The sequence below is a fragment of the Saccharopolyspora sp. NFXS83 genome (assembly GCF_026241095.1).
In the GTDB taxonomy this organism is placed as follows: Bacteria; Actinomycetota; Actinomycetes; order Mycobacteriales; family Pseudonocardiaceae; genus Saccharopolyspora_C.
This window is the reverse complement of record NZ_JAPFGB010000008.1, coordinates 72,054-92,585: the sequence shown is the minus strand read 5'-3', so window position 1 is coordinate 92,585 and position 20,532 is coordinate 72,054. Positions and strand designations below refer to the sequence as shown.

Below are 20,532 nucleotides of genomic sequence, written 5' to 3'. Positions count from 1 at the left end.
CCGGGTGCTACCTGTTCGGGAGCGGCTCGCCGTGGCGGGCGTGCAGCTTGCGGTAGGCGGTGGGAGTGGTGCCGACCTCCCGGCGGAACAAGGTGCGGAGGTTCGGCGCGGTGCCGAAGCCCGTCTGCTCGGCGATGCGCTCCACGGACCAGTCCGAGTTCTCCAGGAGCCGGCGGGCGCTGAGGATCCGCTGCCGCGCTACCCAGCGCATCGGCGGCATCCCCACCTCGCGTTCGAAGCGCCGGATGAAGGTCCGCCGAGTCAGCCCGCTGCGTTCCGCCATCCGCTGCACCGTGATCGGCGTCCCGATGTTCTCCAGCACCCACCCCCGGACCGCGCGCAGCCCGGCCCGGTCCGGGGTGAGCGGATCAACGTACTGCGGTTCGGTCGAACCGCGGGCGGGGGAGAAGACGAGGTCCTTCGCCACCACATCGGCCGACGTGGCCCCGAAATCGGACCGCACCACGTGCAGGCAGGCGTCGATCAACGCACCGGCACCCGCCGAGGTCAGCACCGTTCCGTCCTCGACGAACACTTGGTTCTCGAGCACGTCGATCCGCGGGTGCATCCTGCGCAGCAGGTCGGTGTGCTGCCAGTGCGTAGTGGCCGTCCTCCCGTCCAGGATCCCGCTCGCCGCGACGGCGAACGTGCCCGTGCAGGCCGAGACGATCCGCGCGCCCCGCTCGGCGGCCTCCCTGATCGCCGCCACGTGGTCGTCCGGAACGGGCAGCTCCGGATCTTCGTAGCTCGGAACCACCACCAGATCGGCGCGCCGCACCTCGGTGAGGGGATGCGTCGGCCGGATTCCCCCGGTCTCGTCCGGGGCCGCGCCACCGCACACGAGCACTTCGTATCCGGGATGAGTTCCCAGCACGTGCGCGGGAATGCTGAAGTCCAGCGCGATCAGCCGCGGCACCGCGAGGATCGCCGCGATCGTCCTGCCGTCCTCTGACCCCAACGCCGCTCCTCTCTCCGCGTCCCCGCACCGAGATTACGGGGACGTGCGGGGCCGGCTGCTTGGCACGATGCTTTCCCGAACTGGCACGGGAACGGCTGGCAGGTCGCTGACCAGCCTCGATACCGTCGGCAGGGTGCCACCGGGCACCCTGATGATCGGAGCGCGATGAGCATGGCGAATCGGACCGAGCGCCACGGGGTTTCGTGGGAGGACTCCTACGGCTACGTGCAGGCAATCCAGCACGGCGACACCATCTACATCTCCGGCCAGCTCTCGCACGACGGGGAGCGGCTCGTCGCCCCGGCGCCGGTCGAAGACGGTGCGGTCACCGACTTCGGCAACATGGGAGAGCAGCTCCGCCGCAGCTACGCCAACGCCGCGGAACTGCTGAGTCGCTTCGGCGCCTCGCTGGACGACGTCGTGGAAGGGGTCATCTACGCGCTCGACTGCGACGCGCTGTTCGCCGTGGCCGGGCAGGTGCGCAAGGAGGCCTACGGGCGACCCGACCCGCAGGTCGCGAGCACGATGCTCGCCACGCCGCGCTTGGCGTTCCCGGAGCAGTTGGTCGAGGTGAAGTTCACCGCCCGCGTGTGATCGCGGGAACGAGCCCCGGCCGGTCGTGATCTGCGATCAGGGCCGGCCGGGGTGTCGGGTCGGTGGTTCACCAGATGGTGAAGCCGCCATCCGCGACGACGTTGCTGCCGGTGACGAAGCTGCTGGCCTCGGATGCGAGGAACACCGCGACCGGGCCCAGCTCCTGGGGCTTGCCCGCCCGGCCCATCGGGGTCTGCTCCATCCAGCCGTCGAACAGCGCCGGGTCCTTGTCCCGCACGCCTTGCAGCAGGTCGGTGGCGGTGTAGCCCGGCGAAATCGAGTTGACCCGCACGCCGCGGCGGCCCCACTCACCGGCCAGCGACTTGGTCAGCATGATGACGGCGGCCTTGGAGGAGTTGTACGAGACCTGCGGCTGCGGGTGGTTCGAGATCATCCCCGACATCGACGCGATGTTGATGATCGAACCGGAACCCTGCGCGAGCATCTGCTTGCCCGCCTCGCGGGAGCAGTAGAACACCGCGTCCAGGTTCAGCCCGATGACCTTGCGCCACGACTCGTCGCTCATCTCCTCCGCTGGCTCGTTGCGGACCATGCCCGCGTTGTGCACGGAGATGTCGAGGCGACCGTGATCGGCCACGATCCGCGCGATCCCGGCGGCGACCTCGGCGGAGTTCGTCACGTCGAGCGGGAGGAACTCACCCTCGACCTGCTCGGCGGCGGCCTTGCCGGTCTCAGGGTTGATCTCCCCGATCACCACGTGGGCGCCGGCCGACCGCAGCGACTTCGCGATCTCCAGACCGATGCCCTGCCCGGCGCCGGTCACCAGCGCCACCTTGTCCTGCAGGGAAAAAACCTCGGTACCCAATTGTCACCTTCCCGAAATGCCGACCTATCGGGGTGCAGCCTTGCACATGTTCGCCGCAGTTCGAAAAACCCGTCGCCTCCACGCGATTTGTTCTCAGAAATGCGGTGGCTTCGTGAGAAATCGCGACCGGTGCACGTCCCCGTCCGGGCCTTCGCGCTGATCGCGAGGGATGCGGCCACCCGGATGGTTACGCCGACGGCACCCGTTCAGGTCAGCGGCGGCGGAAGGACCGTGTGCACCCAATCGCTGGCTTGCTCGTAGGCGTGGCCGAGTTGCAGCAACGACCATTCGCCGTGCCCCGGCCCGATGAGCTGGACGCCCGTGGGCAACCCCGAATCGTGGAAACCGGCGGGCAGGTTCAGCACCGGATGCCCCGACAGCGTCCACGGCGCCGTCGTCTCCATCCAGCGGTGGTAGGTGTCCATCGGCCTGCCGTCGATCTCCGCGGGCCAGCGCAGTTCCGCGTCGAACGGGAACACCTGGGCGCTCGGCGCGAGCAGGAAGTCGTAGCGGTCGAACAGGTCCGAGACGAGGCCGCGCCACTCGTCGCGCCCCGAACGGGCCGCCGCGATGTCGTGCACGGTCAGCTCCAGGTAGCCCTCGACCTCGAACCGCGCCTCCGGCTTCATCCTGGCCCGCGCGGTGGGTGAGCGGTACACCTCGTGCAGCTTCTCGCCGACCATCCAGCGCCGCCACAGCAGGAACGTTTCCCAGGCCTGCTCCACCGGCAGCCGCGGCACCGGCTCGACGACGCACCCCAGCGACTCGAACAGCCCCGCCGCGTCCCGGCACAGGTCGAGCACGCCCGGCTCGGTCGCCAGGTACCCGTCGAAGTCGCCGATCCAGCCGATCCGCAGCCCGGACACGTCGCGCTGCGGCGCCCCGGTGAACAGCGCCGGGTCCTGCGGCATGCTCAGCGGCGCCCGCTCGTCCGGACCGGCCATCGTGGACAGCAGCATCGCCAGGTCCCGGACGGTGCGCGCCATCGGGCCCGGCACCGACGGGTCGCTGAGGAAACCGGGCGCGGGGATCCGCCCGAATCCGGGCCGCAGCGACAGCACGTTGCAGAACGCGGCGGGATTGCGCAGCGAACCCATGAAGTCGCTGCCGTCGGCCACCGGCAGCATCCGCATCGCCAGCGCCGCCGCGGCCCCACCGCTGCTGCCGCCCGCGGTGCGGGTCTGGTCGTACGGGTTCGTCGTGGTGCCGAACAGCGAGTTGAAGGTGTGCGAACCCAGCCCGAACTCCGGCACGTTCGTCTTGCCCACGACGATCGCGCCCGCCTCCTTCATGCGGCGCACGAACAACGCGTCCTCGGTGGCGTCGCCGGAGCGCTGGAACCCTTGCGTGGTGGGAAATCCGGCCGCGTCGCTGAGGTCCTTGACCGCGATCGGGAAGCCGTGCATCCACCCGGCGTACTCGCCGCGGCCCAGCTCGTCGTCGCGGGCGCGGGCCTGCGCGAGCACGTCCTGCTCGTCGGCGCGCGAGACGAGGGCGTTGACCAGTGGGTTGAACCGGTCGATCTGGGTCAGGAACGCCTCGGCGACCTGCACGCAGGACAACTCCCGCTGCCTGATCGACCAGGACAGCTCCACCGCGTCCAGCCGCACCGGCTCGGGCACGCTCGCCGACGGGATCCCGCTCAACTCGGTTCCCACCCGGCCTCCCGCCCGAATCCGATCGTGACCGGATCCGGTCACCCGTTGACCGTGTCGCGTGCACGGGTACCCCGTCAAGGCCGGTTGCGAGCGCATTCGAGTGCTCACCCGGAGGCATGCGTCACGTTAGCGTTGCTAAACGCTTCGCCGGTTCACACGCTGGCGACGAGCCTGCCCGGCTCCGAACAGAGGAGGACCGATGCCCGCAGCGGTGGTCAACGGCAGTCACCCGCGCGCACTCCCGGTCGGGCCCGTTCGGGTGCTGTCCTCGGTCGCGGCGGTCGTCACCGTCGGCGTGTTCCCCGTGTTCCTCGTCGGAGGGCTCGGCGTGCAGCTGCAACGCGAACTCGGTTTCGGCGCGGCGCTGCTCGGCGGAGCCGCCGCCGGGTTCTTCGCCGTCGCGGCGATCGCCTCCCGCTTCATGGGCTGGGTCGTGGAACGCATCGGTTCCCGCCTGGCCATGCGCATCGGCGCCGCGGGCAGCGCCCTGTGCCTGCTGGGCATCGCCTCGGTGCAGGACTCGGGCTGGCTGCTGGCGCTGCTGTGCCTGTCCGGACTGCCGAACTCCTTGGCGCAGCCCGCCGCGAACCTGCTGATCACCCAGGGCGTGCCCGCGAACCGGCGCGGCATGGGATTCGGCGTCAAGCAGTCGTCCATCCCGGCCGCGACGCTGCTGGCGGGGGTCGCGGTGCCGGCCATCGCGCTCACCATCGGCTGGCGCTGGGTGTTCGTGTTCGCCGGAGTGCTCGGCCTGCTCGCCGCGCTCGCGGTGCCGTCGCTGCCCGCGGCGGAGCGGTCCACCCGGACCTCCTCGACCGGGACGAGCGGTGAGTCCCGGTTCGGGGCGCTGCTGCTGATCGCCATCGCGGGCGGCCTCGGCTCGGCGGCGGCCAACGCGCTGGGGGCCTTCGTCACGACCACCGCCGTCGACGTGGGGTTCAGCCCGTCGGCGGCCGGGCTGGTGCTCTCGCTGGGTTCGGCGGCCGGGCTCACCATCCGGCTGCTCGCCGGAGTGGTCGCCGACCGGTGGGACGTGAACCTGCTGCGGCTCATCACGATCATGCTGGTCGTCGGCTCGCTCGGGTACGGGCTGATGGCGCTGGACTCCCCGGCGCTGTTCCTGATCGGCGTGTCCGTCGGCTTCGGCGCCGGATGGGCGTGGCCGGGGCTGCTGAACTTCTCCGTCGCCAAGATCGCGCCGGACCGGGTGGCGAGCGCGACCTCGTTCACCCAGACGGGAATCTACTTCGGCGGTAGCGCGGGCCCGCTGCTGTTCGGCTTCCTCGGCGAGCACGCGGGCCTCACCTCGGCCTGGCTGGCCGCGGGCGTCGCCGCGATCGTCGCCGGGATCCTGCTGCTGTTCGTGCGGCCGACCGGGTCGGCGGGAACTCCCTAGCGGGGTTTGCGCGCGACGCCGCCGTGCATGATCCGGTAGCGCGGATGCCGGTGGGTCGGCTGGTCCGGTTCCGGGCGCCAGTCGCCGATGTAGCAGGTGCCGGGTGCCTGCGGCTCGAACCCGGCGAAGCACTCCGCGATCCACTCCGCCGGGCGCGCCACCATCGGATCGGCCGTTTCGGTGTAGAACGCCGTGAGCAGGTTCATCGGTTCCGGTTCCTCGCTGCCGGTCAGGTGCGAGATCATCAACGCGCTGCCGGGCGCGACCGCGTCCTGGTAGGTGCGCACCAGCCGGAGCGGATCGTCGGCGTCGTCGAGGAAGTGCAGCACCGCCGACATCACCAGCGCCACGGGCTGCTCGAAGTCGATCAGGTCCGCCGCCTCCGGTGAGCCCAGGATCGCCTCCGGATCCCGGATGTCGGCGTGGATGATCGCCGCCCGCGGTTCGTCGTCGAGCAGCGGTCTGCTGTGCGCCACGGTCAGCGGCTCGTTGTCCACGTACAGCACGCTGAACCGCCGGGTGCGGCGGAGCGCGACCTCGTGCACGTGACCGATCGTGGGTATCCCCGAGCCGAGTTCGACGAACTGCCGCACACCGCGCGCCAGCAGGTGCTCCACGGAGCGGCGCAGGAACGCCCGGTTCTCCCGGAACACCCCGGCCACGCCGGGCATGGCCGTCTGCAACCGCTCGGCGAACTCGCGCTCCACGCCGAAGTTGTGGCCACCGCCGAGGAACGCGTCGTAGATCCGCGCCGCGCAAGGCCGGTCGATGTCCATTTCCCTGGACAACAGGCGCTGCGCGTCGACCATGGTGTGCTCCTCGTTCTCCGTCGGCGACACCGTACAGTAGTCGCAGGTTCACACAACGTGTCGAAGCGGCCCTGTCGCGCGGCGCGTTCCCACAGACGGAACCGCAGTCGAGCGCTCGGGGGCTACGGCCGATCGGGGGGTATGGTCGGTGATCGTCCGGAGATGTCGATATGCGCATTTCCGACCATGTTCGCGACAGCGCCCGCAACCGGCCCGTTCCGGCCGGACGAGCAGTGAAAACACAGTTCTGGAGGTGTTCGTGACCGAGGTTCGCGCGGTCGTGGCGACCGGCAAGGGAGCGCCGGTCGAGGTCGTCGACATCCGGGTCCCCGATCCGGGACCGGGTGAGGCGGTGGTGCGGGTGCAGGCGTGCGGCGTCTGCCACACCGACCTGCACTACCGGGAAGGCGGCATCAACGACGACTACCCGTTCCTGCTCGGGCACGAAGCGGCCGGTGTCGTGGAGGCCGTCGGCGACGGTGTCCACGACGTCGAACCGGGTGACTTCGTGGTCCTCAACTGGCGCGCGGTGTGCGGGGTGTGCCGCGCCTGCAAGCGCGGGCGCCCGCAGTACTGCTTCGACACGCACAACGCGTCGCAGCCGATGACGCTCACCGACGGGACCCCGCTGTCCCCGGCGCTGGGCATCGGCGCGTTCGCGGAGAAGACGCTGGTGCACGCGGGTCAGTGCACCAAGGTCGACCCGGCGGCGCGGGCGGCCGTGGTCGGCCTGCTGGGCTGCGGGGTGATGGCCGGTATCGGAGCGGCCGTCAATACCGGCGGCGCGGGTCCGGGTGACACGGTCGCCGTCATCGGATGCGGCGGCGTCGGCGACGGCGCGGTGGCCGGGGCGAACCTGGCCGGTGCGCGGCGCGTCATCGCGGTGGACACCGACCCGGCGAAGCTGGAGTGGGCGAAGCAGTTCGGCGCGACCCACACCGTCAACGCCTCCGAGGCGAACACCGTGGAGGCGATCCGCGAACTCACCGACGGGTTCGGCGCGGACATCGTGATCGACGCCGTCGGCGTGCCCGCGACCTACGAGCAGGCGTTCTACGCGCGCGACCTCGCGGGCACCGTGGTGCTCGTCGGGGTGCCCACTCCGGACATGAAGCTGGAGCTGCCGCTGCAGGACGTGTTCTCCCGCGGGGGTTCACTGAAGTCCTCCTGGTACGGGGATTGCCTGCCCAGCAGGGACTTCCCGATGCTCACCGAGCTCTACCAGCAGGGCAAGCTGCCGCTGGAGAAGTTCGTGACCGAGGAGATCTCGCTGGACCAGGTCGAATCGGCGTTCGCGAAGATGCACGACGGCGAAGTGCTGCGTTCGGTGGTGGTCTTCTGATGGCCGCGCGGATCGACCACACCACGACGTCCGGCACGTTCTCGCTGGACGGCCAGACCTTCGACGTGGACAACAACGCGTGGGTCGTCGGCGACGACACCGAGTGCGTCGTCATCGACGTCCCGCACGACGTCGAGGCGATCAAGGGGCTGATCGCCGGGCGCAGCGTGCTGGCGATCCTCGCCACGCACGCCCACGACGACCACGTGCGCAAGGCACCGGAGCTGGCGGCGGAGGTCGGGGCGCCGATCTTCCTGCACCCGGAGGACTTGGAGCTGTGGCGGCTGACCCACCCGGACCGGGAACCGGAGCGCGGGCTCGCGGACCGGCAGGTGATCGGCGTCGCCGGCACCGGCCTGCAGGTGCTGCACACGCCGGGGCACGCGCCGGGTTCGGTGTGCCTGTACTCGGCTGACCTGGGGACCGTGTTCACGGGTGACACCTTGTTCGCCGGTGGGCCGGGTGCGACCGGGCGTTCCTACTCGGACTTCGGCGTGCTCGTCGAATCCATCCGGGACCGGTTGCTGACGCTGCCCGAGGTCACGACCGTGCACCCCGGTCACGGGGAGAGCACCACGATCGGCGAGGTATTGCCCCAGTTCGACGATTGGGTGGCCCGAGGCTACTGATTATCGAGGCTCGGTGTGCGCATACTGCTGGGCGTGCCGAATGCCTTGGTGAAGCGAGCGTTCCTGCTCGACCTCGCGATGGTCGTGCTGTTCACCGTGATGCACGCGCTGATCCTGCATCTCGAATCACCAGGGCCGCCGGGTCGTCCCTGGTGGTCGATGATGCTGATCAGCGTGCCCGCGTTCACGCTGCTGGTGCTGCGGCGCAAGTTGCCGTGGGTGGCGCTGCTGGGCAGCCTCGCCGCGGCCACGACGCTCACCCTGGTCGGGGTGCCGGAGAACCCGCTGAACTTCGCGATCCTGGTGGGCGTGTACTCGGTGTGCCAGCGAGGTGGGATCGTGGGCGCCGTGGTGGCCACGGTTCTCGCGATGCTCTGGCCGGTGCTGTATTCGTGGGGCGATCCGCCGCTGTCCGCGATCGTGAGCACCGTGATGGCTTCCATCGACCTGTTCATGGTCGTCGGCCTGGCCTACGCGGTGCGGCTCAGCCGGCGGCGGGCGGCTCAGCTGGAGCACACGGTGGAACTCCTCGACCAGGCGCGGGACCAGCTCGCCGCGGAGGCGGTCGCGGGGGAGCGGGCGCGGATAGCCCGCGAGTTCCACGACATCGTTTCGCACAACCTGTCCGTGGTGGCGTTGCGCGCGGGTGTCGCCCGCGCACTCGTCGACCGCGATCCGGGGCACGCCGAGCAGACGTTGCGGGAGCTTGAGCACACGTCGCGGGCCGCGCTCGGCGAACTCCGCGGCCTGCTGGGCCGGTTGCGGGAGGACCCGGAGCCGGGTTCGGCCGTCGGTGCCGACGACGGTCCCGGACGGCAGCCCGCGCCCGGTCTGCACCGGGTGGACCACTTGGTGGAATCGGTGCGCGGCACCGGCGTGGTGTGGCGGCTGGATCGCCGCGGCGAGGTGCGCGAGCTGGGGCCCGGTGTGGAGATGGCCGCCTACCGCATCGTGCAGGAGGCGGTGACCAACGTGCTCAAGCACGCGGGCACCGGGTACGCGCGGGTCCTGCTGGACTACGGCAACGGCGGCCTGCGGCTGGAGGTCACCAACCACGCCACCGGTCCGGACAACTTCGCTCGTTCGCTGGCGGTGAAGGTGCCCGCGTTGTCACCGGCTCGCGGCGGCGGTTCCGGGCGAGGCCTGATCGGGCTGCGGGAACGGGTCGCGCTGCTGGGCGGCACGTTCACTGCGCACCCGGTTTCCAACGGATTCCACTTGGCGGCCGTGCTACCGTGCCCGGAACATTCGGACCTTGCCTGACCCGTAAATACGCCGGTTCCGACCGGCGAGCGGCGGCCCGAACGGAGGAGGTCCGTGGTGGAGTCCCCCGCGGAAACGACCGTGCTCGTCGCCGACGATCAAGCGATGATCCGCGCGGGCCTGGTGGCGCTGCTGTCCGCCGAACCCGATCTGCGAGTCCTCGCCGAAGCCGAGGACGGTGCCGCGGCGGTGTCGGCGGTGCGCAGGCGCCGCCCGGACGTGGTGCTGATGGACGTGCGGATGCCCGGGATGGACGGCATCACCGCGGCCCGCGAGATCCTCACCGCCACCGAGGGCGCGACGTCGGTCATCATGCTCACCGTGCACGACCTCGACGAGTACGTGTACGCGGCGCTTCGGGCGGGCGCGAGCGGATTCCTGCTCAAGGACGCCCCACCGGAGGAACTGGTCCGCGCCGTGCACACGGTCGCGGCCGGGGAGGCGCTGCTCGCTCCGCGCGTGACGCGGCGGCTGCTCAACCGGTTCGCGTCGTTGGGGGTGCGGGACGCGTCGACGGAGCTCAGCGGGCTCACCAACCGCGAGCTGGACGTGCTGCTGGAGGTCGCGCGCGGCGGCTCCAACGCCGACATCGCGCGGAACCTGGGCTTGGCCGAGCTGACGGTGAAATCGCACCTGTACCACGTGATGCAGAAGCTGCACCTGAGCTCGCGCACCCAGCTGGTGATCACCGCCTACGAGACCGGGCTGGTCTCGCCCGGCCAGGTCAACGGTCCCGAAGCGTCGGTCTGACCTGCGCTTGATGTAATGGCGGCATGAGTGCTGCGCTGCGGGTCGGGTTGGTCGGGTACGGCATCGCCGGGGCGGTGTTCCACGCGCCGCTGATCGCGTCGAACCCCGGCCTGGAACTGTCCACAGTGGTCACCAGGAATCCGGAGCGGCGCAAGGAGATCGAGACCCGCCACCCGGGCACCGCGGTGGTCGACGACGTTCCCGCGATGCTGGCGCGCGGCGACCTGGACCTGGTCGTGGTGGCCAGCCCGAACGGGCTGCACGTCGAGCACACCACCGAGGCGCTGGGCGCCGGGCTGCCGGTCGTGGTGGACAAGCCGTTCGCCCCCACCGCCGCCGCGGCGCGCGAACTCGTCGCCGAGGCGCGGCGCCGGGAACTGCCGCTGACCGTGTTCCAGAACCGCCGCTGGGACAACGACTTCCGCACCCTCGCCGGGCTCATCGACGCCGGGGAGCTGGGCCGGGTGCACCGCTTCGAGTCCCGGTTCGAGCGCTGGGTGCCGCGGCCGAAGGCGGGCTGGCGCGAATCCGGCGGCCCGGAGGAGGCGGGCGGCGTGCTCTACGACCTGGGCAGCCACCTGATCGACCAGGCGCTGGCGCTGTTCGGCCCGGTCGCGTCCGTCTACGCCGAAGTGGACGCCCGCAGGCCGGGCAGCGAAGTCGACGACGACTCGTTCGTCGCGCTCACCCACGTCAGCGGAGTGCGGTCGCACCTGTGGGTCGGCAAGTTCACCGCGCAGCACGGCCCCCGGCTGCGGGTGCTGGGCGACCGCGCCGGTTACACGAAGTTCGGCTTGGACCCGCAGGAAGCGGCGTTGCGCGCCGGTGAACTTCCCGGCGCGGACTGGGGCGTCGAACCCGAGGAGCTGCACGGCGTGCTCGGCACCGTCGAGGGCTCCGCGCCGGTGCCCACCGAGCCGGGTGCCTACCCCGAGTTCTACGACCTCCTGGTCACCGCCTTGCGCGACGGCGCACCGCTACCGGTGGACCCGTCCGACGCCATCGCAGGCCTGGAGATCATCGAAGCAGCCCGCCACTCCGCCACCAAGGGCGAAATCGTCCACCTGAGCTGACGGCCACCGAAACCCACTCAACGGCGAAGCCGCAAGCGCACGCGAAGCGAAGCCCACCTCGCGCCTGAAGTCCATGCCGTCCGGCAAAGCCGAATCCTCGCGGCAAAGCCGTGCCTGGCGGCCGAAGGCCGTGCAGTGGGCGGCGAAGCCCGCTTGCTTTGCGGCCGAAGGCCGTGCCTGTATGCGCGCCAGCGCATAGCCCACGTCGAAAAGCCGCCCACCCGCGGGTTCTCAGCGGCTTCCTCGCGAGGACAGCTTTTTCCCTCGTGGCGGAGCCACTTGGGAAAAAGATCCCGCAGCGAGGAAGCCGCTGAGGTTCCGCCACCCCACCACCCAAGCCAAACGACCCCCTCCGGTTGCCACAACGCAAACCAGGGAACGCTGCGGAGTGAAGGACACCGCACGGCGTTCCCCGGAGGTTCCCGGATGGGCATTCCGACCCTGTCAGCCGACGCTCCCGACCACCTCGACGCCCGCGAGCTCCAGCGGGTCGACACCTGGTGGCGGGCTGCGAACTACCTCTCCGCGGGGCAGATCTACCTGATGGGCAACCCGCTGCTGCGGGAGCCGCTGCGGCCCGAGCACGTCAAACCCCGGCTGCTCGGGCACTGGGGCACCACGCCCGGTCTCACGTTCCTGTACGCGCACCTCAACCGGGCGATCCGCGCCCGTGACCTGGACATGATCTACGTGACGGGGCCGGGCCACGGTGGTCCGGGCGTGGTCGCCGCCGCCTGGCTGGAGGGCACCTACAGCGAGATCTACCCGGACGTCGCGCAGGACGAGGAGGGGCTGCGGCGCCTGGTCACGCAGTTCTCGTTCCCCGGCGGCATCCCGAGCCACGCCGCGCCGGAAACACCGGGATCCATCAACGAGGGCGGTGAGCTGGGCTATTCGCTCGCGCACGCGTTCGGTGCGGCGTTCGACAACCCGGACCTGACCGTGGCGTGCGTGATCGGCGACGGCGAGGCCGAAACGGGGCCGCTGGCGGCGAGCTGGCATTCGAACAAGTTCCTCGACCCGGCGCGGGACGGCGCGGTGCTGCCGATCCTGCACCTCAACGGCTACAAGATCGCCAGTCCGGCGGTGCTGGCGCGCATCCCCGAGGACGAGCTGGTGAGCCTGCTGCGCGGCTACGGCTACGAGCCGCACCTGGTCTCGGGCTCGGACCCGGCGACGATGCACCACCTGTTCGCGACGACCCTCGACACCTGCCTCGACGAGATCGAACGGTTCCGGCGCCGCGCCCGCCAGGACGGCGGCGTCGAACGACCCCGCTGGCCGATGATCGTGCTGCGCACGCCGAAGGGCTGGACCGGACCGTCCGTGGTGGACGGGCAGCAGATCGAAGGCACCTGGCGCGCGCACCAGATCCCGCTCGGCGATCCGCGCAACGACCCGGACCACCTGCGGCAGCTGGAGGACTGGCTGCGCAGCTACGCGCCGGAAGACCTGTTCGACGCCGACGGCGCGCCGGCGCGCGAGATCCGGGAGCACAACCCGCGCGGTGCCCGGCGGATGAGCGCCAACCCGCACGCCAACGGCGGCCTGCTGCTGCGCGGGCTGCGGTTGCCGGACTTCCGCGAGTACGGGCTCCCGGTGACCGAACCGGGGACGACGACGGGTGAGGCGACCCAGGTGCTCGGCGCGTTCCTGCGCGACGCGATGGAGCTCAACGGCTCCGCCGCGAACTTCCGGGTGTTCGCGCCGGACGAGAACAATTCGAACCGGCTCGGCGCGGTGCTGGAGGCGACGTCGCGGGCGTGGATGGCGGAGTCCGAACCGGGCGACGTGTCGCTGGCACCCGACGGGCGGGTCATGGAGGTGCTCTCCGAGCACACCTGCCAGGGCTGGCTGGAGGGCTACCTGCTCACGGGCAGGCACGGCTTCTTCTCCTGCTACGAGGCGTTCGCGCACCTGGTGGACTCGATGCTGAACCAGCACGCGAAGTGGCTGAAGGTGAGCACGGGGCTGGCGTGGCGGCAGCCGATCGCCTCGCTGAACTACCTGCTCACCTCGCACGTGTGGCGCCAGGACCACAACGGCTTCTCCCACCAGGACCCGGGGTTCATCGACCACGTGATGAACAAGAAGGCCGAGATCGTGCGGGTCTACCTGCCGCCGGACGCGAACACGCTGCTGTCGGTGGCCGACCACTGCCTGCGCAGCAGGGACTACATCAACGTGATCGTCGCGGGCAAGCAGCCCGCCGCCCAATACCTGGACGTGGACGACGCGGTAGTGCACTGCACCAAGGGCATCGGGATCTGGGACTGGGCGAGCAACGACCAGGACGGCGAGCCGGACGTGGTGCTGGGCTGCGCCGGGGACGTGCCGACGATGGAGACGCTGGCCGCGGTGGACCTGCTGCGGCGGCGGTTCCCGCGGCTGCGCGTCCGGGTGGTCAACGTGGTGGACCTGATGCGGTTGCAGGATCCTCGCGAACACCCGCACGGGCTGACCGATGTGGAGTTCGACGCGCTGTTCACCTCGGACAAGCCGGTGATCTTCTGCTACCACGGCTACCCGTGGCTGATCCACCGGCTGACCTACCGGCGCCACGGCCACGACAACATCCACGTGCGCGGCTACAAGGAGGAGGGCACCACCACGACCCCGTTCGACATGTGCGTGCTCAACGAGATCGACCGCTTCCACCTCGCCATCGAAGCGATCGACCGGGTGCCCCGGTTGGGGGAGGACGCCGTGTACGCGCGGGAGGAGCTCACCCGCAAGCTCATCGAACACCGGCACTACATCTCGACGCACGGCGAGGACATGCCGGAGATCCGCGATTGGAAGTGGTCCTGAACCATGCGAGTGCTGACGGTGAACGCGGGATCGAGCAGCCTCAAGCTCCGGCTGCTGCACGACGACGAGCAGGTCGCCGGGCACGACGTGCAGCGCTGGCGCGGGGAGGCGGAGCCGATCCGGGACTTCTTCCACGAGCACGGCGCGCAGGCCATCGGGCACCGCGTGGTGCACGGCGGGCCGAAGGTGCTGGGCCCGGCCGTGCTCGACGACCGGCTCGTGGACCACTTGGCGGGATTGACCGATCTGGCGCCGCTGCACCAGGCCCGCGCGCTGGACGGGATCCGGGCGGCGGGGGAGTGCGCGCCCGCCACCCCGGCGGTCGTGTGCGTGGACACCGCGTTCCACACGACGTTGCCGGAGGCGGCCCGCACCTACGCGCTGCCGAAGGAGTGGAACGAGCACTGGGCGTTGCGCCGCTACGGCTTCCACGGCCTGTCCCACGCCTACGCGTCGCGGCGCGGCGCGGAGATCGCCGGGATCGCCGCCGGGCGGGTGCTGAGCTGCCACCTCGGCGCGGGCGCGTCGCTGGCGGCGGTGCGCGGCGGCCGGTGCGTGGACACCACGATGGGATTCACCCCGGACGAGGGCCTGGTGATGGCGACCCGCAGCGGGTCGATCGATCCGGGGCTGCTGGGCTGGTTGCTGACCAGCGGCAAGGTCGGCGTGGACGAGCTGTGCACCACGTTGCAGAAGCGCTCCGGCCTGGCCGGGTTGTCGGGCGGTTCGGGCGATCTGCGCGACGTGCTCGCCGCCCGCGCCGATTGCGACCTGGACGCGGAACTGGCCTACGACGTGTACGCGCACAGCCTGCTGCGCCACGCCGGGGCGATGGTGGCGGCGATGGGCGGGCTGGACCTGCTGGTGTTCACCGGCGGCGTCGGCGAGCACCAGCCGCCGCTGCGCGCCGAACTCGCCGAGAACCTCGGATTCCTGGGCGTGGAAGTGGATTCCGATCGCAACACCGCGACCGGGGCCGACGCCGACATCAGCACGAACTCCGCCGCGGTGCGCACCGTCGTCGTCGAGTCCAGGGAGGACGTGGAGATCGCCCGGCAGACCCGCGAGGTGCTCACGAGGCCGTCACGGTGAGGTCGGTCCGCGCGGCGCCCGCTGTGGGGTGCAGTGCCCGCAGCCGGACCCGTCCGGTGCCGGTGCGGGCGCTGCGCAGCCACACCGCGCCTGCCCCGCCGGTCTCCGCCAGCGGGAACCGCGCCGGGCCGACGAGTTCGGCCGGTCCGTCGAGGTCCAGCTCGACGTCCCCGGCGGTGTACGGGCGGTCCGCGCCGTGGCGGTCCACCACCCGGATCTCGACGCGGGTCGCGTCGGCGCCTCCTGCCACGAGCACCCGATCGTCGGGCCGCAGCACCAGCCGGTCCGCCGATCTGTCCGCCGAGAACAGCCGGGTCAGCACCAGCCGGTCGCCGAGGTACCCGTCGACGCGCAGCTCCGGGATGCCGCGCACCGCGCGGAAATCGGTGAGGAACGGCGGGTAGGGCAGGTTCGGGTACCGGTCGCGGGCCGCGGTGAGCGTGCCGAACGGCTCCCCGCCGACGAACAGCTCCAGTCTGTCCACATTGGACCAGATCGCCGCCTCGCCGAGTTCCTGCACCGGGCTCGGCCCGGTCAGGTCCCAGTGGAACGACGGCTCGATCACCGGACGGCGGCGCGGATCCACCTGCGCCCGGTAGAACGCCGCACCCGGTTTCGGCACCCGGAACAGGTCGACCACACCGGGCCACTTCACGCCCCGGTCGATGTTGCCGTGCCCCGACGGGTAGTCGAAACCCGCCCACGCCAGCACTCCCGCGTAAGCCGGGTCGCCGCCCGCCAGGTCGTGCACCCGCGCGTGCGCCAGCGCCTGCCCCTGCTGCACGGCCTGCGGATCGGTGCGCCGGTAGAACCTCGCCGGGCCGGACAGCGTGCCCACCGCCTCGCTGATCAGGTACGGGAAGTCCCGGCGCGGTGGCTCCGGCTCCGGTCGCGGCAGACCGTCCGGACCGGTGCTCACCGAGTAGTCGTTGTAGCCGAACACGTCGTGCTGGAAATCAGCGGTGGCGTGGTCGGCGCCGAGGACCGCGCCGGTCGTGGGCCGCGAGTCGTCCAGGGACTTCGCCAACCGCTCGGTGCGGGTGTAGAACTCCGCGTCGCCGGGAGTCTCGTTGAGCCGCGCCGCCCACAGCACCACCGAGGGGTGGTTGCGGTCCCGCACGATCATGTCGTGCACGTCGCGGTACGCCCGCTCCAGCCACCGCCCCGCGCCGAGGTGCTGCCAGCCCGGCGGCTCGTCCCACACCAGCAGCCCCAGCTCATCGCAGGCGTCCAGGAACGCCTCGTGCGGCGGGTAGTGCGAGCAGCGCACCATCGTGCAGTTCAGCTCGCGGCGCAGGATCTCCGCGTCCCGGCGCTGCACCCGAGCGGGCATCGCCGCCCCGGCGAACGGGAACAGCTGGTGCCGGTTCACCCCGAACAACCGCAGCCGTTCGCCGTTGAGCCGGAACCCGTCGCGGTCGAACCGGACCTCGCGGAACCCGGTGCGCACCCGGTGCTCGTCCACGACGTGCCCGGCCCGCCGCAACGTCACCACCACGTCGTAGAGGTGCGGCGAGTCCGGTTCCCACAGCCGCACGTCGCCGAGCGCGCCCACCACCAGCTCCACGGCGCCGCTGCCCGGCCCGAGGTCCACCTCGCGCTCGGCCGCGGCGACCGGCCGATCCGCGTAGCGCAGTTCCGCCCGCAGCGCCGCGGCACCGCCGTCGACGAGGTCGAGCTCGCAGCGCACCACCAGCCCCCGGCGGGCGTCGTCGAGCACCCGCACCGGTTTCGCGAACACGTCCCGCACGTGATCGGCGGGCCGCGAGACCAGCGACACCTCGCGGTACAGGCCCGCGGGCTGCCAGAAGTCCACGACGTCGCTCGGGCGGTCCGAGTTCGGCGGCACGTCCGCGTCGAACCGGCCGTCCACCACCACGTCCAGCACGTTGTGGGCCGCCAGCAGCCCGGTGACCTCGCGCTCGAACGGCAGGTAGCCCCCGGGGTGCGGCTCCAGCAGACGTCCGTTGAGGATCGGCCGCGTCGTGGTGAGCGCTCCCGAGAACCGCAGGAAGTACCTCCGACCGGCCTCGCCCGCCCCGGCGAAGCGCTTCCGGTACAGCCAGTCGCGCTCCCAGCTCGCCGGATCCCAGTTTCGCCACGGCAACTCCGCGACGACGTGCGGCACGATCGCGGTGCCGAGCAGCTCGTCGGGCACCGCGTCCGGGTCGGCGCCCGGCTCCAGCGGCCCGAACGACCAGGCACCGTCCAAGGCGTTCGCTCGTCGAGCCGTCATCGGGGTCCGACCTCCGTGGGCAGCGCGGATCGCCGCTCACCATGCGAGCACGGTCGTGAACATCCCGGCTAGCGCCCGTCAGGGGGTTCCCGCCTGGTGGTCAGCCCCACCGGGTCGGCGGCGACACGGTCGTCGGGTCGTCGCGGTGCACGGCGGTGGCGCCCAGCTCCGGCCGGGTGTCCGAGCGCTGCGCCGGGGCGGTGCGGCGGGCGTCGCGCCGCGGCGCGCTCGCGCTGATGTGCCGCCACTGCAGCACCAGCACGGCGATGCCGAGCAGCAGCGCGGCGAGCGCCGCCCACCCGGCGGGGACCGTGCCGGTGGACCACCACAGCGTTGCCGCGACCCCCGAGGCGGTGCCGCAGAGCAAGGTGAGCGCGTGGAAGAGCAGATGCACCGCGTAGCCCTTCACCGTGTACCTCCCGGCTCGACGTGCTCGTCCTTGCGATCACTGGGTGCACGCACCGCACCGGACGTCCGTTGCCCCGGAACGCGGGTCGTCACAACAACGGGGGCTGTGACGACTACGGGGCGCCACGGAGCCGCGGTGCGGGCACCATCACCCGATAGTAGCGCCGCTTAAGGTCGAAATGCCTGATCAAGGATGTTCGCCACGTCGTCGAGATCACCCGGCCGAGGGCCGCGCTCAAACCGCGCTCGCGCTGAATTCCTCCGATCGGAGTGCGCCCCCGGTCGGTGTCCGGCACCGGTGTGGGTCCCGCCCTACGGTGAATCCCGGCGAGGTGCTCGCCGTCCCGGCCGGCCACGGCCGTGCCGGCGGGAACCTGCGCCGCGCACGGTTTCTCTCGGGGGTGAGGTCGGTGCTGAACACGTTGGCGGTCTTCGTGCTGATGGCTTCGCTGGGCATCGGAACGATCATCGGATCGCTGATCGCGATGTGCTGGTTCGAGCGGCGCATGCTCGGCGAGGAACCCCTCCCGAACCCGGCCCGGCACCACTGCGCCCAACCCGAACCGGCGGAGCCGCAGAGCACCGAGCCGCGAGCCGCCGAGCCGCAGCCCGCCGAAGCGCAGGTCGCTGAGCCGCAGGTCATCGAGCCGCAGGCCACCGAACCGCAGGTCGCCGAGCCGCGGGCCGGGGAGCCCCTCCCGCAACGGGTCGCCGTGCCCACGCCGAGCGCCGAAACCCGCGTCCCCGTGCTGTCGGCCGACGCGGATCAGCCGGGCGTGCTGAAGTCCGCGAAGTCGAACCCGGGCGAGACCACGCAGGTCACCAGCGACTCCACCGTTGCCGAGGCGACCGCCCGCTGCCACGTCCCGGCCGGCACCAGCACCTGAGGGGCCTGACCGGCGCCCGCGCCGAGCACGTGGTTGCGCGGCTGCTTCGCGGGCACGTCCCCGTCGCCGCCGAGCGACAGCGTCAGCGGCCCGCCGCGGTGCCACAGCCACAGCTCCGCCGAGCCGACCGCGTGCCACGCCGAGGTGTGCCCGGCGGCCAGCAGGTAGTAGATCGCCGTCGCGGTGGGCCGCACGCCCCGGTCGTCCGGGGACACCTCGACGTCGCTGGTCCAGGTCCGCCGGTACCAGCCGCCCTCCGGGTGCGGCAGCAGGTTCAGCTCCTCCGCCGTGCGGCTGCGGGTCTCCAGCGCGGTGAACCGACCGTGCGCGTCGCGGCGGGCGTAGTGCAGGCCGATCACCGCGGACCGCTCCAGCGAGCCGTAGACGTGCGGGAACAGCACGTCGGCGGCGACGCCCGCAGGGGGAGCCGGGTCGGCGGCCTCCCAGCGCACCGGGGCCGACAGCCGCCGCGGATCGAACTCCAGGGCGACCAGCTGCTCGGTCGCGCCCCCGTACAGCGAGTTGGCCACCGCGAGCGTGGTGTCCACGTCCGGTGAGCAGTGTACGAATCCACCGGAGGGAGCCCCGATGAGGTCCGAGTCGGCGTGGAACGAGCTCAGCGGCAGCAGGTGCAGGAGTCGGGATCGAGTCACGTCGCGCAGTCTGCCTGGGCGGAGCACGGGTTGTCAGGTCGCCGGGGCGGGGCAGGGCGGGGCTTTTGCGCAGTTCCGCCACCTGGTCGCGCGGGGTGATCGCATTACGATCGTGCGGGCAACAGCGTCGAAGGAGGAGTGCATGCGCATCGCGGTGCTCGATGATTACCAGGGTGTCGCGCGGGATCACGCGGACTGGGACTCGCTGGCGGCCGACGTCGAGGTGTTCCACGACACCCTCACCGACCACGACGAGCTGGTGCGGCGGCTCGAATCGTTCGACGTGATCGCCGCGATGCGGGAGCGAACCCCGTTCCCGCGGGACCTGCTCGCCGCGCTGCCGAAGCTGAAATTGCTGGTCACGACCGGTATGCGCAACGCGTCGATCGATCTGGACGCCGCCGCCGAACTCGGCATCGCGGTCTGCGGGACCGGCAACGGCTCCGCCCCGCACCTGGCGTGGGGACCGACCGCCGAGCTCACCTGGGGGTTGATCTTCGCCGTCACCAGGGACATCCCGCTGCAGGACCAGGCGATCCGCGAGGGCGGCTGGCAGCGCGGCGTCGGCCTGGAACTGGCCGGGCGCACGCTGGGCGTGCTCGGACTCGGCAGGCTCGGCGGCCAGGTCGCGAAGGTCGGCAAGGCGTTCGGCATGGAGGTCATCGCGTGGAGCGAGAACCTCACCGACGAGGCCGCTGCCGCCGCCGGTGCGCGGCGGGTGTCCAAGGAAGACCTGTTCCGCGAAGCCGACGTGCTCACCATCCACACGGTGCTCAGCAAGCGCACCCGCGGCCTGGTCGGCGAGGCGGAGCTGGCGCTGCTGCGGCCCACCGCGTACCTCGTGAACACCTCGCGCGGGCCGATCGTGGACGAGGCCGCGCTGCGCGCGGTGCTGCACGCCGGCCGGATCGCCGGTGCGGGCATCGACGTCTACGGGCAGGAGCCGCTGCCGGTCGACGATCCGTGGCGCAGCACGCCGCGGACCGTGCTCACCCCGCACATCGGGTACGTCACAAAGGGCACCTACGAAGCGTTCTACGCGGAGACCGTCGAGGACATCCGCGCCTACCTGGACGGCGCGCCGATCCGGGTGATCGTCGGCTGACCTCGACGCGGCCGGGCGCGGTGGCGCGCCCGGCCGCGATGC

17 protein-coding genes are annotated in these 20,532 nt (G+C 71.4%); 10 read left to right on the top strand and 7 right to left on the bottom strand.

Annotated elements, in window-relative coordinates; all coding sequences use genetic code 11:
• Positions 1–7: 7 nt before the first annotated feature.
• Positions 8–958, bottom strand: coding sequence for a GlxA family transcriptional regulator (locus OOZ19_RS11340; RefSeq protein ID WP_266090033.1), 951 nt, complete (start codon positions 956–958; stop codon positions 8–10).
• Positions 959–1,123: 165 nt separating this feature from the next.
• On the opposite strand from OOZ19_RS11340, the gene OOZ19_RS11335 reads away from it, so the two are divergent.
• Positions 1,124–1,552, top strand: coding sequence for a Rid family hydrolase (locus tag OOZ19_RS11335; protein ID WP_266090032.1), 429 nt, complete (start codon positions 1,124–1,126; stop codon positions 1,550–1,552).
• A gap of 67 nt (positions 1,553–1,619) precedes the next feature.
• Here the strand turns inward: OOZ19_RS11335 and OOZ19_RS11330 are convergent, their stop codons facing one another.
• Both OOZ19_RS11330 and OOZ19_RS11325 read right to left on the bottom strand, forming a co-directional pair.
• A complete protein-coding gene (locus OOZ19_RS11330; protein ID WP_266090031.1) occupies positions 1,620–2,378 on the bottom strand; it encodes an SDR family NAD(P)-dependent oxidoreductase in 759 nt (252 codons plus the stop codon).
• 206 nt (positions 2,379–2,584) lie between these two features.
• Positions 2,585–4,036, bottom strand: a complete 1,452-nt coding sequence (locus OOZ19_RS11325; RefSeq protein ID WP_266090030.1) for an amidase — start codon at positions 4,034–4,036, stop codon at positions 2,585–2,587.
• A gap of 199 nt (positions 4,037–4,235) precedes the next feature.
• On the opposite strand from OOZ19_RS11325, the gene OOZ19_RS11320 reads away from it, so the two are divergent.
• Entirely contained in the window at positions 4,236–5,432 is a 1,197-nt protein-coding gene (locus tag OOZ19_RS11320) for an MFS transporter (protein WP_266090029.1), read from the top strand.
• Here OOZ19_RS11320 and OOZ19_RS11315 read toward each other — a convergent pair.
• Positions 5,429–6,241 (bottom strand): SAM-dependent methyltransferase, encoded by an 813-nt coding sequence (locus OOZ19_RS11315; protein ID WP_266090028.1) that lies wholly within the window; start codon positions 6,239–6,241, stop codon positions 5,429–5,431. The two genes, OOZ19_RS11320 and OOZ19_RS11315, sit on opposite strands and share 4 nt — an antisense overlap.
• Before the next feature lie 259 nt (positions 6,242–6,500).
• Between OOZ19_RS11315 and OOZ19_RS11310 the strand changes: the two genes are divergently transcribed.
• The 7 genes from OOZ19_RS11310 to OOZ19_RS11280 all read left to right on the top strand — a co-directional run bounded on the left by OOZ19_RS11310 (position 6,501) and on the right by OOZ19_RS11280 (position 15,201).
• The gene (locus OOZ19_RS11310) at positions 6,501–7,583 is read left to right on the top strand and encodes an S-(hydroxymethyl)mycothiol dehydrogenase (protein ID WP_266090027.1); all 1,083 of its coding nucleotides are present in this window, start codon (positions 6,501–6,503) and stop codon (positions 7,581–7,583) included.
• Entirely contained in the window at positions 7,583–8,212 is a 630-nt protein-coding gene (locus tag OOZ19_RS11305) for an MBL fold metallo-hydrolase (protein ID WP_266090026.1), read from the top strand. The genes OOZ19_RS11310 and OOZ19_RS11305 overlap by 1 nt, the downstream gene beginning before the upstream one ends.
• 33 nt (positions 8,213–8,245) lie before the next feature.
• Entirely contained in the window at positions 8,246–9,475 is a 1,230-nt protein-coding gene (locus OOZ19_RS11300) for a sensor histidine kinase (protein WP_266090025.1), read from the top strand.
• A 57-nt stretch (positions 9,476–9,532) separates the two neighbouring features.
• The gene (locus OOZ19_RS11295) at positions 9,533–10,225 is read left to right on the top strand and encodes a response regulator (RefSeq protein ID WP_266090024.1); all 693 of its coding nucleotides are present in this window, start codon (positions 9,533–9,535) and stop codon (positions 10,223–10,225) included.
• Positions 10,226–10,248: 23 nt separating this feature from the next.
• Positions 10,249–11,298, top strand: coding sequence for a Gfo/Idh/MocA family oxidoreductase (locus OOZ19_RS11290; RefSeq protein ID WP_266090023.1), 1,050 nt, complete (start codon positions 10,249–10,251; stop codon positions 11,296–11,298).
• A 426-nt stretch (positions 11,299–11,724) separates the two neighbouring features.
• The gene (locus OOZ19_RS11285) at positions 11,725–14,109 is read left to right on the top strand and encodes a phosphoketolase family protein (protein WP_266090022.1); all 2,385 of its coding nucleotides are present in this window, start codon (positions 11,725–11,727) and stop codon (positions 14,107–14,109) included.
• A 3-nt stretch (positions 14,110–14,112) separates the two neighbouring features.
• Positions 14,113–15,201, top strand: coding sequence for an acetate/propionate family kinase (locus OOZ19_RS11280; protein ID WP_266090021.1), 1,089 nt, complete (start codon positions 14,113–14,115; stop codon positions 15,199–15,201).
• On the opposite strand, the gene OOZ19_RS11275 is transcribed toward OOZ19_RS11280, so the two are convergent.
• From OOZ19_RS11275 to OOZ19_RS11265, 3 genes are all read right to left on the bottom strand, one after another.
• Positions 15,182–17,437, bottom strand: coding sequence for a glycoside hydrolase family 2 protein (locus OOZ19_RS11275; RefSeq protein ID WP_266090020.1), 2,256 nt, complete (start codon positions 17,435–17,437; stop codon positions 15,182–15,184). The two genes, OOZ19_RS11280 and OOZ19_RS11275, sit on opposite strands and share 20 nt — an antisense overlap.
• A gap of 100 nt (positions 17,438–17,537) precedes the next feature.
• A complete protein-coding gene (locus tag OOZ19_RS11270) occupies positions 17,538–17,846 on the bottom strand; it encodes a hypothetical protein (protein WP_266090019.1) in 309 nt (102 codons plus the stop codon).
• Between the two features lie 765 nt (positions 17,847–18,611).
• The gene (locus OOZ19_RS11265; protein WP_266090018.1) at positions 18,612–19,385 is read right to left on the bottom strand and encodes a cupin domain-containing protein; all 774 of its coding nucleotides are present in this window, start codon (positions 19,383–19,385) and stop codon (positions 18,612–18,614) included.
• 142 nt (positions 19,386–19,527) lie between these two features.
• Here OOZ19_RS11265 and OOZ19_RS11260 point away from each other — a divergent pair, with 142 nt between their 5' ends.
• Positions 19,528–20,490, top strand: a complete 963-nt coding sequence (locus OOZ19_RS11260; RefSeq protein WP_266090017.1) for a D-2-hydroxyacid dehydrogenase family protein — start codon at positions 19,528–19,530, stop codon at positions 20,488–20,490.
• Positions 20,491–20,532 lie beyond the last annotated feature (42 nt).